General features: G+C 67.8%; 12 protein-coding genes. 2 read left to right on the top strand and 10 right to left on the bottom strand.

What is annotated here, in order from left to right; genetic code table 11:
• Window positions 1-428: 428 nt before the first annotated feature.
• A complete protein-coding gene (locus IM760_RS18270) occupies window positions 429-2,126 on the bottom strand; it encodes a sulfatase family protein (protein WP_204431671.1) in 1,698 nt (565 codons plus the stop codon).
• Between the two features lie 175 nt (window positions 2,127-2,301).
• Here IM760_RS18270 and IM760_RS18265 point away from each other — a divergent pair, with 175 nt between their 5' ends.
• On the top strand, window positions 2,302-3,276 hold the full coding sequence (locus tag IM760_RS18265) for a LysR family transcriptional regulator (protein ID WP_204431670.1): 975 nt from the start codon (window positions 2,302-2,304) through the stop codon (window positions 3,274-3,276).
• On the opposite strand, the gene IM760_RS18260 is transcribed toward IM760_RS18265, so the two are convergent.
• The 4 genes from IM760_RS18260 to IM760_RS18245 all read right to left on the bottom strand — a co-directional run bounded on the left by IM760_RS18260 (window position 3,239) and on the right by IM760_RS18245 (window position 8,822).
• Window positions 3,239-4,621: an MFS transporter gene (locus IM760_RS18260; RefSeq protein ID WP_228234756.1), complete on the bottom strand. Its 1,383-nt coding sequence runs from the start codon at window positions 4,619-4,621 to the stop codon at window positions 3,239-3,241. The two genes, IM760_RS18265 and IM760_RS18260, sit on opposite strands and share 38 nt — an antisense overlap.
• Window positions 4,622-4,683: 62 nt before the next feature.
• A complete protein-coding gene (locus tag IM760_RS18255) occupies window positions 4,684-7,023 on the bottom strand; it encodes a xanthine dehydrogenase family protein molybdopterin-binding subunit (RefSeq protein WP_204431669.1) in 2,340 nt (779 codons plus the stop codon).
• The gene (locus IM760_RS18250; RefSeq protein ID WP_204431668.1) at window positions 7,016-7,489 is read right to left on the bottom strand and encodes a (2Fe-2S)-binding protein; all 474 of its coding nucleotides are present in this window, start codon (window positions 7,487-7,489) and stop codon (window positions 7,016-7,018) included. The genes IM760_RS18255 and IM760_RS18250 overlap by 8 nt, the downstream gene beginning before the upstream one ends.
• Before the next feature lie 13 nt (window positions 7,490-7,502).
• Complete coding sequence (locus tag IM760_RS18245) at window positions 7,503-8,822, bottom strand: cytochrome c (protein ID WP_204431667.1); 1,320 nt, start codon at window positions 8,820-8,822, stop codon at window positions 7,503-7,505.
• A 215-nt stretch (window positions 8,823-9,037) separates the two neighbouring features.
• On the opposite strand from IM760_RS18245, the gene IM760_RS18240 reads away from it, so the two are divergent.
• Complete coding sequence (locus IM760_RS18240) at window positions 9,038-10,687, top strand: OpgD/OpgG family glucan biosynthesis protein (RefSeq protein WP_204431666.1); 1,650 nt, start codon at window positions 9,038-9,040, stop codon at window positions 10,685-10,687.
• A gap of 24 nt (window positions 10,688-10,711) precedes the next feature.
• Here IM760_RS18240 and IM760_RS18235 read toward each other — a convergent pair whose 3' ends face one another.
• The 5 genes from IM760_RS18235 to thpD form a co-directional block, all read right to left on the bottom strand.
• Complete coding sequence (locus tag IM760_RS18235; protein ID WP_204431665.1) at window positions 10,712-11,863, bottom strand: sulfotransferase; 1,152 nt, start codon at window positions 11,861-11,863, stop codon at window positions 10,712-10,714.
• Entirely contained in the window at window positions 11,860-12,576 is a 717-nt protein-coding gene (locus IM760_RS18230) for a hypothetical protein (RefSeq protein ID WP_204431664.1), read from the bottom strand. Before IM760_RS18230 ends, IM760_RS18235 begins: the two co-directional genes overlap by 4 nt.
• 31 nt (window positions 12,577-12,607) lie before the next feature.
• On the bottom strand, window positions 12,608-12,925 hold the full coding sequence (locus tag IM760_RS18225) for a hypothetical protein (RefSeq protein WP_204431663.1): 318 nt from the start codon (window positions 12,923-12,925) through the stop codon (window positions 12,608-12,610).
• Window positions 12,926-12,934: 9 nt separating this feature from the next.
• The gene (locus tag IM760_RS18220) at window positions 12,935-14,293 is read right to left on the bottom strand and encodes an arylsulfotransferase family protein (protein WP_204431662.1); all 1,359 of its coding nucleotides are present in this window, start codon (window positions 14,291-14,293) and stop codon (window positions 12,935-12,937) included.
• Between the two features lie 189 nt (window positions 14,294-14,482).
• Window positions 14,483-15,403 (bottom strand): ectoine hydroxylase, encoded by a 921-nt coding sequence (gene thpD / locus IM760_RS18215; RefSeq protein WP_204431661.1) that lies wholly within the window; start codon window positions 15,401-15,403, stop codon window positions 14,483-14,485.
• Window positions 15,404-15,936 lie beyond the last annotated feature (533 nt).

Below are 15,936 nucleotides of genomic sequence, written 5' to 3'. Positions count from 1 at the left end.
CGAACGTCCTGTTCTCAAGGGTCCCGGAAGGGCGTCGCGCCCTGAGCCGCTGAGCGGTGAGCCTCCGCGCCAAGGGACGCTTCAAAAGCCTGGCGAAGAGAAAATCGGAGCCTTGTCGGCTCAAAAATTGGCTCTACGGAGCCGCCACCTCTACACATCCGGTTCATCGTGGTTCGTACCCGGAACGGTTCCGCTCCCTCGAAGCGGAGCTGTGTGGGTCCCTTCCGGGACCCTTTTTGGCAGGGATGCCAAAAACGGGAGCGCGCATGGACGGCTTGAGCGATCCCGGAAGGGACCCACATAGCTCCGCGTCCCGGATAAGGACCGACCAGCCGCAAAAAGCCACGATGAACCAATAAAAAGCCCCGGACCTCGCGGCCCGGGGCACGCCCCCCAAGGGCGAATACGGAATCAGCGGATAAGGCGTTTCAGAGCGTGTACATAAAGGTGGGCCCGATGAACTCGGCGCCCTTGTCCTCGCCCACTTCCTCGGCTACCAACCGATTGGTTTTCTCGTTCATCGCCAGAATCAGGTCCCGGTCCGGCTCCGGCTGAGCCGCCAGATTGTTGAGCTCGTGCGGGTCCTGCCAGGTGTCGTACAGCTCCAGGTCGTTGTGGGCGGTAAGGGTTTCCCAGTCCTCGGGTGTGTGATGGCTGTCCGGGCTGAAGTAGCGGGCGAACTTGTAGCGGCCGTCGAACACGCCCCGGTGCAGGCCCCGGTTGCCCAGCTCCGGGCCCAGGCGCAGTTGCTTGAGAAAGTCGCCCATCAGTTTCACCGGGGTGATCTCGTCGCCCTCGGTGACCAGACGGCGGGTGGCCTCCGGATCGGTGTAGAGCAGCACGCCGTAGGCGAACAGCACGCCCCGCTCGTCCCGGCGGGTGTGGCCGCCGTTGAGCACCGGGCTCAGGTCCACGCCGGGGGTGTCGGTCTTGCCCTGGCCCTCGGTGGCCAGACCCACCAGGGTGGGCAGCAGATCCAGGGTGGAGCCCAGGTTCTCCACGGTGCGGCCGCCGCGCACGTCCGGATGACGGATGATCAGCGGGATGCGGCTGTTTTCCTTGTAGACCATCGGCCCCTTCTGGCGCAGGCCGTGGGCGCCCGCCATTTCGCCGTGGTCGGCGGTGTAGACGATGATGGTGTTGTCCATCTGGCCGCTTTTTTCCAGCGTCCACAGCACCCGGTCCACCTGCCGGGACACGTCGCGCAGGCAGTTGTAGTAGTAGCTCTGGTTGGCCAGCCAGGCGGCTTCGTCGCCCTTGTCGATGCGGCCGTAGAGGGTGTCGATGACGTCGGCATAGGAATGGTGGCACCAGGGCTTGCCGGCCAGGGTTTCACGATGAAAGGACGCGGGCAGGGGCAGGTGGGTCCAGTCCCGGTCGTAGAGCGGGTCGTTGGGCGCCGGCCGCAGCGGCGCCATGAACATGGGATTGGCCCGGGAGCGGTCCTGGGCCTCGCTGGTGGAGAAGAACATGATGTCGTGGGGATTGACGAAGTTCACCGCCAGCAGCCAGGGCCGGTCCAGCTTGCGACTGTCGCGCATCAGCCACTGGCCGGCTTCGCCGGAGACCATGCGGTCCGCCAGATAGCCCTGCCATACGGAACCGTGCACGTCGCCGGTCAGGTTGTAATCGTGGAAGCCGTGGGGCTCCAGGGCGCGGCGCCGGCTCGGGTAGCTGCCGTACATCAGGCCGGGGCCGTCCTCGATGTCGGACAGGTGCCACTTGCCCTTGTAGGCGGTGTGGTAGCCGAGCGCCTGGAACACGTGGCCCAGGGTCGGCAGGTCCGGGTTGAGGGTGGGGAACGGCGGCGCGTGCAGGTTGGCGGTCATGCCGGTGTGCATGGTGTGCTGGCCGGTGTACATCACCGAACGGGACGGCGAGCACGGGGAGGTGTTGGCGTGGTACCCGGTGAAGCCCACCCCCCGGGCCAGCAGTTTTTCATGGGCGGGCAGGTCCAGGGCGCCGGGCAGATCCGGCCAGCCGCGCTCCTGGTCGGACACCAGGAGCAGCACATTGGGCCGCTTGCCGGCGCCGCCGGTGGCGGCGCGCAGGGCCGGGGCGGTGCCCAGGGCGGCGGTGCCCAGCGCCAGTTGTTTGAGCACGGTGCGTCGCGTGAAAGACGTCATGGTGTTACCTGCTTCGATGCCATCGTTGTTTTTCTGAGCGTTGTTTTTTGGAACGATGGACGGGAGTATGGCCAGATAACCCATGACTGGGGTTTATATATCCATGCCCTTCACGCCCGCTCGAAGGGTGCTAAGGTGCGCCGTTCGGCACCGCGACGGGGCCCGGGAGAGGCGCATGTGGCAATTGCAGCAACTGGTTCAGTTTCGGGCGGTGTACGAATACCGCAGCCTGTCGGCGGCGGCGCGGGCCCTGGGGGTCACCCAACCGGCCCTGAGCCGCGCCCTGCAGAAACTGGAGGAGCAACTGGGCGCGCCCCTGTTCCAGCGTGATACCCGCTCCCTGCGCCCCACCGAGTTCGCCACCGCGCTGTACCGGCAGGCGTCGCGGGTGCTGCGGGAAAGCGCCGGTCTGGACCAGCTGGTGGAGCGCTTCCAGCAGGGTCGGGAAGGCCAGGTGCGTCTGGGATGCGGGCCGTTCGTGCCGGATCTGATGGCGCGGGAGCTGGTCCGCGCCATGGAACGGGCCGGCCTGAAGCTGCACCTGGACGTGCACACCGATCATTTCGAGGCGCTGAAGGAAGGGCTGTACGGCTACCGCTACGATTTCCTGCTCTATGACGTGCGGCGCCGGGACGATCTGCCCGACCTGGACGACGCGGTGGTGGAACCGCTGCTGAATCTGCCGCTGAAGATGATGGCGCCGGCGGACTGGCTGCGCGGCGAGGCCCGCGCGGCCCTGGAGTCCGAGGCGGCGGCGCTGGACTTCGTGGCCGCCCGGCCCTGGGCCATGCCGCGGGTGTCGCCGGATTATGGCCGGCAGGCGGCGCCCTGGTTCCACCGCCTGCTGCAGGCGCGCCACGGCGCCGAATTCCTGATGCCGACCCTCAGTGCCTGCGTGGGGCTGTGCCGGGCCGGCCACGCCATCACGCTGGCGCCGGACGCCCTGATCCGTGAAGAGGTGGCGGCGGGCTGGCTGGTGTCGCTGCCGCTGGAGGTGGGCGCCACCGCCCAGACCTGCGCCTACCGGCTGCGTTCGCGGCCCCTGTCCCAGGCCGCCGGGCGGCTTTGGCGATTGCTGGCCGGCGGCGGCCTGGGGATGAGCGAGGAGACCCTCAAACCTTCGGCGTCGAGCCGATCCTCAGCAGACTGATCAGCGCCGCGGTCAGGGAAAACGCCGCCGCCATCAGCAGGGCGGGGGTGATGGCGTCGTCCATCAAGCCAAACATCAGGGCGGTGAGCGCCGCCCCCAGGGTCTGGCCGAGCAGGCGCGTGGTGCCCTGCATGCCACCGGCGCCACCGCTGCGCTGACGGGGCGCCGAGCCGATGATGGCGCGGTTGTTGGGCGCCTGGAAAAAGCCGAAGCCGAAGCCGCACAGCGCCATGCAGGCGAGAATCACGCCCAGCGGAGCCTGGCTGGAGAGCACCGCCAGCAGCACCAGCCCCACCACTTTCAGCGCCAGCCCCAGGGAACACAGCAGGCCGATGGGATAACGGTCGGCGAGCCGGCCGGCGATGGGCGCGGTAACCATGATCGCCGCCGGCCAGGGGGTCATCAGCAGGCCGGTCTGCACGGCGCTGTAGCCGAGCACATCGTGCAGATAGAAGGGCAGGGCGATAAAGGCGGCCATCTGGCTGGTGAACGAACAGAACGAGGTGCCGATGGCCAGGGCGAAGGGCCGGATGCGCAGCAGATCCACCGGCAGCATCGGCGCCGGCCGGGTCAGCTGCCGCCGTACCAGGGCGGCGCCCACCAGCAGGGCGGCGGCCAGGGCCACCAGCGCCGGCAGCGGCGACAGCCCGTGGGCGAGCCCGTCCACGGCGCTGACCAGCAGACCGATGGCCAGGGCGTTGAGCAGGGCACTGGGCCAGTCGAAGCGGCGCGGATCGGTGGGCGTGCGCGGCAGGTTGCGTGACGCCAGGTACAGCGCCAGCAGCCCCAGGGGCACGTTGAAGGCGAACAGCCAGGGCCAGTCCGCGATCGACAGAATGCCGGCGGCCACGGTGGGGCCGAGCCCGGAGGACAGCGCCACCACCATGGCGGTGAGGCCGATGCCCCGGCCCAGGGAGCGGGCCGGATAAATAAAGCGCACCAGGGCGGCGTTGACGCTCATCACGCCGGCGGCGCCCAGACCCTGGAAGAAGCGGGCCACCGCCAGGGTGACCAGGGAATCCGCCAGGGTGCAGACCAGGGAGGCGACCACGAACAGGCCCAGGCCAAGGCGGTAGATGCGCCGGTAGCCGACGATGTCGCCGAGCGAGGACAGCGGCAGCAGGGTGGTGGCCACCGCCAGCAGGTAGGCGTTGACCACCCACACCACCTGGGAGCGGCTCACGTCCAGGCTGTCGGCGATGGTGGGCAGGGCCACGTTGACGATGTTGCTGTCCATCACCGACAGGCCGATGCTGGTGGCGATGGCGAGCATGGCCAGGCGGCGTTGCCGGGCCGGCAGACCATCGTGCTCGGGACGGTCCGCGGAGGTACTGCTTTCGGCCAAGAAGGGCTCCCGGTGGGGTTCGGAATCGACCCCGCATCATACGCCTTTATGCGCAGGCGTGCTCAGCTCTCCGCCCGTTGCAGGGCCTCCCGCACCGCCGCCGGGGTGATCGGCAGATGGCGCAGGCGCACCCCCACCGCCGCGTGCAGGGCGTTGGCGATGGCCGGCGCTACCACCGTGGTGCCCGGCTCGCCCAGGCCCACCGGCACCTCGGTGCTGTCCACCAGTTCGATCTCGATCTCCGGCGTGTCCATCATGCGCAGCGGCGCGTAGCGGTCCAGATTGGTGTCCGCCACCCGGCCATTCTTGAACTCGGTGCCCTCGTAGAGCGCCATGGACAGGCCCCAGAGCGCGCTGCCCTCCACCTGGGCGCGGGCGCCGTTGGGGTCGACCACGGTGCCGCAGTCCACCACCAGCCAGATTTTGTGCACGTCCACCCGGCCGCTGTCGCGGTCCACGCTCAGATGCACCGCGCCGCCCACCCAGGTGGGCATGCTGCGCGACTGGCCGTAGGTGGTGGCGATGCCGATGGCGCTGTCGGCGGGCAGGTCGTCACGGCCGTAGCCGGACAGCGCCGCCACCCGTTCCAGCACCGCCGCCTGGCGGCGGGCGCCGCCCACGGAGTTGGGCGCCTGACCGGCGTTGCGGCCCTCCGCCTTGAAATGGTCCAGGCGGAAACGCAGCGGGTCCTGGCCGATATGGCGGGCCGCCTCGTCCATAAAGCTTTCCACCGCGAAGTTGGTCCAGCCCGGCGACACGGAACGCAGCCAGCCCGGGCGGAAGGTGTGCTCCGCCAATTCGTTGGAGATCGCCCGGGCCCGTTGCGCGCCGACCCCGTACCAGTGGTCGATGCCGTCCGAGGAAAACGGATCGTAGGGCTCGCCGTTGACGCCCTTGGGCATGAAGGCGGGCATCATCACCTTGGTGGGCCAGCCGGACACCACCGCGCTGTCCATGCCCACCACCCGCTTGTCGGCGTCGAACGCCATGCGCAGGCGCGACAGGGTGGGCGGGCGCACGCTGTCGAAATGACTGTCGTCGGCGCGGGTCAGGATCATCTTCACCGGCCGGCCGTCCAGGGCCTTGGAGGCCAGTGCGGCGGGAATCGCATAGTCGCCGTTGAGACGGCGGCCGAAGCCGCCGCCCAGCAGGTAGGTGCGCATCACCACCTGGTCCTCGTCCACGCCCAGCGCTTTTTGCAGCCAGGGCAGGCACAGGGACTGCCACTGGTTGCCGGTGTGCACTTCCCAGACGCCGTCGTCGTTGCGGAACACCAGGGCGTTGACCGGTTCCAGCTGGAAATGCAGCACCGTCTGGGTGGTGTAGTCGGCCTGGAAGGTGTCGGCGGCGCCCTCGAACGCCGCGTCCACCTGGTCGGGATTGCCGGTATCGAGCACCGAGCCGGCCTCGGGGTCGTCCGCCAGCCGGCGGTTCTCCGCCTGAATTTCCGCCTCGCTCACCCGGGTGGCGTCGCCGGTCTGGTAGGAGACCTTGATGAGGCCGGCGGCCCGCAGCGCCGCCCAGTGGCTGTCGGCGATCACCATCGCCCAGCCCGGCGCGGTGCCGGAGGGGTCGTCCAGTTTCAGGGTCTGCCGGTAGCCCTTGATGTCCTTGGCGGCGCTGTCGTCGATGGTGGTGATGGCGCAGTCATAGCGGGTGGGCGGCAGGATCGGCACGGCATGCACCATGCCTTCCACCTTGGCGTCGATGCCGTAGATCGCCTGGCCGTTGGTCTTGGTGTCGATGTCCAGGGCCTTCAGATCCCGGCCCAGCAGGGTCAGTTGATCGTGGGGCTTGAGCGGCAGGGCCTTGAGCTCGTCCTCGCTGAACTGACGGTCCAGGCCTTTTTGCACCAGTTCGCCGAAGCCCAGGCTGCGGCCGCCGGCGCTGACCCGGCCGTCCGCCACGGTCACGGTGTCCGCCTTGACGCCCCACAGGGCGGCGGCTTTCTCCGCCAGGGCCAGGCGGCCGGCGGCGCCGGCGCGGCGGTAGACCGGCCAGCTTTGCCATACCGACCAGCTGCCGCCAGTGACCATGGTGCCCCACTTGGGATCGCTGTCCACATGCTCGATGTGCACGTCCTCCCAGCGGGCGCCCAGCTCATCGGCCAGGATGCGGGCGATGGCGGTGCCCACGTGCTGGCCCATCTCGGCGCGGATGATGTTCACATTGACCCGGCCCTCGGTGTCGATCCAATACCAGAGGGTGGGCTCGAAGCGTTGCCCGGCGGCCTCCAGGGGCTGGCCGTCGGCGGCCTGCGGGTTCATGGCCGCCAGCCCGGCACGGGGAAAGCCGAACACCGCGCCGGCGGCGCACATGGAGACCAGGAAGCTGCGCCGGGTCAGGCGCGGCGTGGCCGGAGCCTCGCCGGGTAAGCGGCGTGAATCAACCGTATCAGCCATGGGTGCCGGCCTCCTTCATGGCCGCGGCCGCCTCACGGATGGCGCCGCGGATGCGCGGGTAGGTCATGCACCGGCAAAGGTTGCCGGTCATCACCGCGTCGATGTCGTCGTCACTGGGGTTCGGCAGGTCCTTGAGCAGCGCCGCCGCCTGCATGATCTGGCCGGACTGGCAGTAGCCGCACTGGGGCACCTGCAGTTCCCGCCAGGTCTGTTGAAGGGGATGCTCGCCGTCGGCGTCCAGACCCTCGATGGTGGTGATGTGGGCGCCGGCCACGTCCTTGAGCGGGGTGATGCAGCTGCGGGTGGCGCGGCCGCCCACGTGGACGGTGCAGGCGCCGCACAGGCCGATGCCACAGCCGAACTTGGTGCCGGTGAGGCCGGCCAGGTCACGCAGCGCCCACAGCAGCGGCATGTCCGGGTCCGCGTCCAGGCGGACCGTTTCTCCATTGATGGTGCACTCGATCATGGGGGCTTCCTCGTCAATGCGTGCCGGCGTGGGCGCGCAGCTCACCGACCCGGGCGGGCAGATCCGGCCAGGCCGGCAGGTCGGTGCGGGTGGCGCGCAGGTAGGCGGCGATGGCGGCGATCTGCTGGTCGTCCAGGGCCGAGCGGAAGGCCGGCATCACCACGCCGTGGCTGCCTTCGTCGGCGGGTATGCCGTCCAGCATCACGTGAATCAGGTTGGCCGGGTCGTCCAGCCGGGTGGCGGAATTGATGCCCAGGTCCGGCCGGGTGGCGGTGAGGCTGTCCGGCGTGGCGTTGTAGTGGCAGGCGGCACAGGCGCTGACGTACAGCCGCGCGCCCTGTTCCAGGCGCCAGGCCGGATCCGGTTTGCCGGCGGCCAGGCTGGCGGCCAGCGCGGCGTTGTCCGTCGCGTCGCTGGCGCGGTCATCGCGCTGGCCGGCGCCGGTGACGTCCGCCAGATAGACGCCCAGGGCGTTCAGGTCCGAATCGGGGAGTTCCGCCACGCCGCCGTGGACCACCGGGCCCATGGGCCCGGCGGCCACGCCGTGAAAGCGGTCGGCGCCGAGCGTCAGGTAGGTGGTGAAATCCCGGGCGCTCCACGGCACGCCGGACGGATTGTCGGCGGTCAGCGCCGGCGCCACCCAGCGGTCGATGGTGGCGCCGGCGAAGCGCCGGTCCGGGTCCTCGGCGCCCAGGGCGTTGCGCGGTGTGTGGCAGGCGCCGCAATGGCTGATGCCCTCGGTCAGATAGGCGCCCCGGTTCCAGGCGTCGCTCCGTGCCGGGTCCGGCTGGTAGCGGCCGAAATCCACGAACAGCAGTTTCCAGCCCGCCTGCAGAAAGCGCAGATCGAGCGGGAAGGGCAGGGTGGGTTCTCGGGTTTCCTGGTTGACCGGCGTCACTTCGCTCATCAGGTACGCGTACAGGGCGTCCACGTCCTGATCGGACAGTTTGGTGAAGTGGTCGTAGGGGAAAGCGGGAAACAGATGCCGGCCCTCCCGGTCCACGCCTTCATGCATGGCGCGCCGGAACGCCTCCGGGGACCAGTCGCCGATGCCGGTGTCCGGGTCCGGTGTGATGTTCGAGGCATAGATGGTGCCGAAATCGCTGACCACCGGGTAGTTGCCCGCGTAGGGCTCGCCCCCCTTGGCCGTGTGGCAGGTGGCGCAGTAGCCGGCGGCGGCCAGCACCCGGCCTTTTTCGACGGTGGCGGCGTCGAAGTCCGGGCGATCCGACGCCGCCATGGCGGGCAACTCGGAATGCCAGGCGTAGACCGCGAAGGCCACCGCCACCACCACCGCCAGCAGCAACAGGGCGAGAAAAATACGTTTGATCATGGCGTGTCCCTTCCAGACCGATCCGCGTTTGACGATACACCCGCCGGCGATGCGCGCCAATATTCCCGGACGATTTTCAGGGTTTTGTTTTGTGAACCGGCCCCGGAACGGGCACCTCCGACGAAGGTCCGATTATTCAAGCTTTTACCACCGTGCCGGGCGGCAAGGAGTAGGGTTGAACCACCGTCCGGTATCCGCAGAAGGACCGAGTCTTGATGAAGCGTAGAACCCTGTTGAAGAGCGCGGTGGCTCTGGCGGCCTGGTACGGTCTGCCCTCCGCGCCGCTGTTCGCCGCCGCCCGCGGCAATGAGCGCATCGCCGACGGCGAAGCGCGGCCGTTCAGTTTCGAGGGCCTGCGGGAACGGGCCCGCCAGCTCGCCACGGCGCCGTACCAGGACGGCGCCCGGCGCCTGCCGGAGACGCTGGCGGCGCTCACTCCGCATCAGTACAACGAGATCGGCTACGATCCGGCCCACGCCCTGTGGCGCGGGCAAAGTGACCGGCTCAACGTGCAGTTCATCCATGCCGGCATGGCCTTCGACCAGCCGGTGCGCATGTACTCGGTGGACCCGGACAGCGGCCAGGCCCGGGAGATTCACTTCCGCCCGGAATTGTTCGATTACGCCCGGGCGGATGTGGACGTCTCCCAATTGGGCAGTGATCTGGGATTCGCCGGCTTCCGCGTGTTCAAGGCGCCGTCCCTGGACGAGAAGGACATTATTTCGTTTCTCGGCGCCAGCTATTTCCGGGCGGTGGACGGTTCCTATCAATATGGCCTGTCGGCCCGGGGCGCCACCGTCAACACCTTCGCCGACGGCGAGCGCGAGGAGTTTCCGGACTTCACCCATTTCTGGTTCGAGACGCCGGCCCCCGGCGCCAGCCGTTTCACCGCCTTCGCGCTGCTCGATTCGCCGAAGCTGGCCGGCGCCTATCGCTTCGTGATCGATTGCGCGGACGATGGGGTGGTGATGGACATCGACAGCCATCTGTTCCCCCGCGAGGCCATCACCCAGTTGGGCATCGCGCCCATGACCACCATGTTCAGCTGCGGCGGCCATCAGCGCCGGCAATGCCGAACGCTGCACCCCCGGGTCCACGATTCCGATCGTCTGGCCCTGTGGCGCGGCAACGGCGAGTGGGTGTGCCGGCCGCTCAACAATCCGCCGCGCATTCAGTTCAATACCTTCGGCGATCAGGATCCGAAGGGTTTCGGCATGCTGCAGACCCACCGGGACTTCGACGACTATGAAGACGTGATCGGTCGCTACCACGACCGGCCCAGTCTGTGGGTGGAGCCCAAGGGCCAGTGGGGTGCCGGCGAAATCCAGCTGCTGGAACTGCCCACCACCGGCGAGACCATGGACAACGTGGTGGCGTTCTGGAAACCCCAACAGGCGATCCAGGGCGGCGAGGCGCTCAGCTTTGGCTATCGGCTGCACTGGGGCGCCCGGGCGCCGGTGCACACCGATCTGGCGCGGGTGCGCGCCACCTTGAGTGGCATGGGCGGTTTCCCGGAAGGCTGGGCCCCCGGCGAGCATTACCCGGAGGTGTGGGCGGAACGCATCGCCGTGGACTTCGTCGGCGGCGAGCTGAAGGCGTTCTACGACGGCGATATCGACGTGGACACCCAGTTGGACACCTCCGCCGGCCAGGTGAAGGACCTGCATGTACTCTGGGTGAAGGACCTGGAGGGCTTCCGCATTCTGTTCGACTGGTACCCGGACAGCGACGCCACGGACCCGGTGAACATGCGTCTTACCCTCAGTGCCCGGGGCAAGGTGATCAGCGAAACCTGGCTGTTCCAGTATTTCCCGCCGCCGAAGGAAGAACGCCGGTTCCCGCCGTTCCCGGGCAGCCAGGCGTGACGCCGCCGCGTCACGCCGCCCTGTTCAGGTCCTGATATAGCCGAAGCGCCGCGCCACCGGCGCGGTGATCTCCTCGATCAGCGCCCGCTCCCGTTCATCGAAACGCGGCTGGTAGTAGGTGGGCGCGTGCAGCCCCTCGGCCAGACGCGCCCGTTGCGGGTCCGACAGGGCCAGATCGGCAAACTGGAAGACGTGGCGCAGGGTGGCGTCGGCGTCACCGCACAGGTCTTCGTAACGAACCACCAGCGCCGCCTCGGCCAGGGCCGCGTCCGCCTCCAGGGTATCGGCCACGTGCTGATACACCGCCGCCCAGTAGCGGGCCCAGCCTTCCACTTCCCGGCCGCTCTCCCACAGGGTGGTGACCCGTTCGGTAAGGGCCCGGTCGCCCAGGTTGATGGCGCGCCGGTCCAGGCCGAATTCGTAGTGCCCCACCCGGCGCATGTGTTCCAGCGCCCGGGGTTCCCTGGATTCGCCCGCCACGAACAGGGCCTGCTGCTTCATCAGCGAGGCGATGTGCCAGACCGGGTCGCGGATCATCACCAGAAAGCGGGCGTCCGGGTACAAACGGTGCAGGTAGCCCAGCCGCGCCAGGTTGTAATTGCCCTTGGCCAGGTAGCGGCGGCGCCGCCGGATCGCCAGCAGCTTGCGGATGTGTTGATCGTAGAACGTTTCGAAGTCCGGGTGCCGGTCGTCGCGGCGCAACACCGAGCTGTGGGCGGGGTCGTGGGCGTCGGGAAAAAACGCCATCCACAGCATCTCCTCGAACGCTTCCGGGCTTTTCGACGTGACCTGAATGCCGTCCTTGTGAGCCCGCTCGCGGGCCGCCTCGTGGGCGCCGGGCACCAGGGACAGCCAGCGGTTCCACCAATAGGGAATCGGCAGGAACGGGAAGTCCGCGTAGCGGTGGGAGGCCACGTCCGGGTGGCCCGCCAGATGCTCCAGCAGGATGGTGGTGCCGGCGCGCGCCAGACCCGCCACATAGATGGGCCGGTCCACGCTCACATCCTCGATCACGTCGCCCACCGCGCGGGTTTCCAGATTGCCCAGGCGGATCCAGGCGCGCGGATGGCGATGCACCCAGCCGCCGGCCAGATGCATCCAGGCCGTGACCTGGAAATCCGGGTCCGGCGCGGCGCCGGTGTCGGTGACCGTATCCGGTCGCGGTGAAGTGCTCATTCGATGTTCGCCCCTCGGTAGGTGAGCAGGGAAACGATCAACATGATCGGGAAGAACACCGCCAGCCAGTGGCGCAGCCAGCCCGGGCCGAACGGCAGGTACTCCGTTTGCGGCAGGGTCAGGGTGACCCGCTCCACGCCGCTGTTGTCCGGCAAATAGCCGAGCGGATTGCCGATCAGCCAGTTCCACCAGTGGCGCTGCTCCACCACCGGGATCGGCGCGGTGACGGGCACCTCGGCCACCTGGCGCTCGCCGTCGCGGACCCGGATCACCGGCGTGTCGCCCTCGCTGACCCAGTCCGCCCGGTAGGCCGCCGGTGCCGCTTCCAGGGCCGGCGTCTCGCCGACGGTGGGCAACCGGTGCGCGTAATGCCCTTCCAGCCAGGTCAGCAGGGCCAGCAACGGCAGGATCGAGATCAACGTGGGGATCACCACCAGACCCAGATGCCGGAAGGCGGTGACGAATTGGTCGCGGATCAGCGGACCGGCATCGCCGAACTCGCCGTCGAACCCGTTCAGGGCCCGGCGGGCCTCCCGGGCGGCGCGCTTGGCCTCACCGATGCGACCCTGGGGAGACAGCCATTTATAGAGAAACAGCGTGCCCACGCCGGCCAGGGCCGCCCACACCGCCAGCCTGGCCACGGCCGGCAGCACCGTGGCCAGGCCGGCGTCGAGGGTGGCGAACAGGGGGGCGGGCAGATCGAACAGGGCCATGGGATGTCCTTCCGTTGTTCAAGGGCGGCGTTCAGACACGCCGGTCGTCGTTGGCGGGGCGCGGCGACTCGTCGGTGTGGCCGGCGGGCGTCTCGTCCATGGGCGGCTCCGCCACCCGGGCGGCGGATTCGTCGGCGGCGGCCTTGCGACGCCGGCGCAGGCGCCGGATCGGCCACATGATCACGAACAGCAACGCCACGCCGATGGCGGCGACGATGCCCCACAGGGCGGTGAGCAGGCTGAGCCCGGCGCCGGGGCCCACATAGGCGGAGGCCAGGCCGGGCAGCAGCAGGACGGACAGGGCCACGGTGGTGGCCAGCACGGAACGATGAGCGTGAGCGGTCTTCATGGTCATCTCCTAACGTGAGGTTGATGAGGGGGATTTTTCCGAACGGGTTTCCAGTTTTGAACGAAACGCCGGATCCAGGTCTTCCGGCGCCACCCGCTGGGCGGCGGACACCACCGGGATGTATTGATCCCGGTCGCCGGCGCGCACCGGATTGACGAACTCCCAGACGATCTCGCCGTCGGCCACCTCCAACAGGCGACCGCCGTCGGACTCGGTGATCAGCCAGTTGCCGTTGGGCAGTTCTTCCACGGCGCCGCGCAGGCCGCTGTCGAAGGGGTGGGCGGCGTCCCCGGTGTAGCGCGCCACGATCCGCTGATCGGTGGGGTCCACTTCGAGCACGCGGGTGCGATTGTCTTTCTCGAAGTGGCCCAGGTTGTCGAACAGGGTGAAATGGCCGGCCCGGTTGACGCGCGGATAGTGCTGGCCCAGCCAGGGGCCCTTGATGGCCCAGTTCATGGTGCCGCTGTCCGGGTCCACCAGCGCCACGGCGCCGGGGTGACGGAACGACAGCAGCACCTGGCCGGCCTGTCCTTGCGCCGGGGCGAAGCGCCCGGCCAGCTCCGGGGTCAGGAACTGCACGCTGTTGGTGTGCAGCGGGTCGGCGGTGGCGAAGCTGGGCACCGCGTAGAACAGGTCGGCGTAGGGCGAGTCCATGAACGCGCGGGCCAGGGACACCTTGCTGCGCTCCTCACCGGTGTCGCCGTCCAGCACCACCAGGAAGTCGTCCAGCCAGGGCCTCTCCAGCTTGGCGAAGGCGGGCACCGCCTGGTCGGTGAACTCGTGGGTGAGCGTCACCACGTCGCCCTCCGGGGTGATGTCCAGGTCGTGGTGGGTGCTGGCGTGGTAACGCCAGATCACCTGGGAGTCCGCGTCCAGTTTGACCATGCCGTAGCCCCAGGGGGTGTCGTTGTTGGCGATAAAGATCGCCACCAGATCCCCGTTGGGCAGCACGCGCGCCTTGCGCCAGTAGATGCGATCGTCCGGACGCGGCGCCCGGCCCACCGGGCTCTGGTCCCAGACCTGGCTGTAGGGCAACTGCCAGCGGTGCACTTCGCGGCCGTCCATGTCCACCAGGCTGGCATAGCTGCCGTCGCCGGAGGTGTAGAGCGTGAAGCCCGGGTAGGCGCGCCCCGCGTCGTGCACGGTGACACCCCGGTCGTCCCGGCGCGCGTCGCGCCACAGATCGGATTGGGTGTACAGGTCGGACAGGGTGGTTTGCTGGATCAGGGCACCGGCGGCTTTGTGGGCGTCGTTGAACAACGGATAGGGAAAGGTGCGGGTCAGCACCATGAAGGCACCGGCCACGAAGGCGATGAACACAATCGCCACGAAGAAAACCGTGAAACCGATTCGATCCGAATTTTTCATGCCGCTGTCCCGCAGTGTTGGCAGGGGCGCCGGATTGGCGGCCTGTCCTGTTTAATAAACACCCGGGATCGGGGAATGGTTTGTCAGGGTTTGTAAAAGCTGGGCAGGGGGGTGGGGAAATGTGAACCGGGCCTCATCGAGGCCCGGTCACGACACGCTTTTTTTACAAAAAGCGGCAACAAACAACGCTTACAGCGGATCCAGATTGTCGTGCATGGCAAGCGCTTCCACCTTGTCGCGGTTGGCCAGGAAGTGCGGCCGTGCCTTGGTGTCGCCGTAGGGTTCCTCCAGGCCGTTGTCCACGCTGTTGTAAACGAAGAACAGATTGGACCGGGGCCAGGGCGACAGATTCTTGTTGGACGCGTGCAGGGTGTTGCACTCGAACAGCAACAGCGAACCGGGCGGACCCTTGGGCGCCTGAATGCCGCCCTGGTCGACCAGGTCGCGCAGGTTTTCCTGGCTCGGCACGCCGACCCGCTGACTCTTCAACGAATCCTTCCAGTTGTTCTCCGGCGTCTTGCCGTGGCACGGCACGAAGTAGTGGTGAGAGCCGGGAATCAACATCAGCGGACCGTTGAACTCATTGTTGTCGGTGAGCATGATCGATGCGCTCACCGCGCGCATGCGCGGCATGCCGTCCTCGGAGTGCCAGGTTTCGAAATCCGAATGCCACTGAAAACCGCTGCCCTGGAAACCGAACTTGTCGTTGATGCGCGATTGATGGATATAGACATCGCCGCCCAGTAACTGGCGAACCATGCCCAGGATCCTGGGATCGCGGGTCAGCTCATCAAAGCGTTTCGAGATTTCGTGCATGGCGAACACGGAACGAATGTCACCGGAATCCGGGTCGGTGATCACCTGGTCGGATTTGGTGAGTTCGGTGTCCTTGGCCATGTCGTTGAGTTCGTCGAAGAACGGACGCATCCGTTCCTGGGAGAAAAAACCTTCAAACCACAGAAAGCCGTCGCGCTCATAACGTGACAGGGATTCCTCGCCCAGCGGGCCGGCCCAGCGTTCCTGGTTGCGAGCGTGTACCACCGGGTCCAGGCGCGCGAAGCGCTTGTGGTCTTCTTCCCTGCGAGTGGGGTAGAGATCCTCGTTACTCATGCTGTGCTCCTCTCCGCGAGATTCCGTTTTCGAGTTGAGGGACTGCCACGGCGTGATCGGCGTGGGCCGCCGGGTCGCGGCGGGCATCACGGGCTATTGTGCATACCGGAGCGGCGGGCATCAGCCGGATTCAATGGTTCTTTACAGGGGGGATGTAAAAACCGCGAGACAGAAAAAAAGGTTCATCGCGCTTTGGCGGGAAGCCGATGCGAGATGCCTTTAGCGGGGACGCGGATCTGCGTGGGTGCCTTCCGGGATCGCTCAAGCCGTCCCTGGGCGCTCCCGTTTTTGGCATCCCTGCCAAAAAGGGTCCCGGAAGGCACCCACACAGCTCCGCTTCGAGGTAGCGGAACCTTTCCGGGTACGAACAACGATGAACCACGGGGTAGAGGTGGCGGCTCCGTAGAGCTCATCGTTGAGCCGGCAAGCTCCGATTTTCGCTCCGCCAGGCGTTTGAAGTGACCCGCAGCGCGGAGGTTCACTGCTCAGCGGCTCAGGGCGCGACGCCCTTCCGGGACCCTTGAGAACAGGAC

The sequence above is a fragment of the Alloalcanivorax marinus genome (assembly GCF_016906305.1).
GTDB classification, from domain to species: domain Bacteria; phylum Pseudomonadota; class Gammaproteobacteria; order Pseudomonadales; family Alcanivoracaceae; genus Alloalcanivorax; species Alloalcanivorax marinus.
Note: the sequence above shows the minus strand (reverse complement) of the source record. Positions and strands in the feature narration are given on the sequence as shown.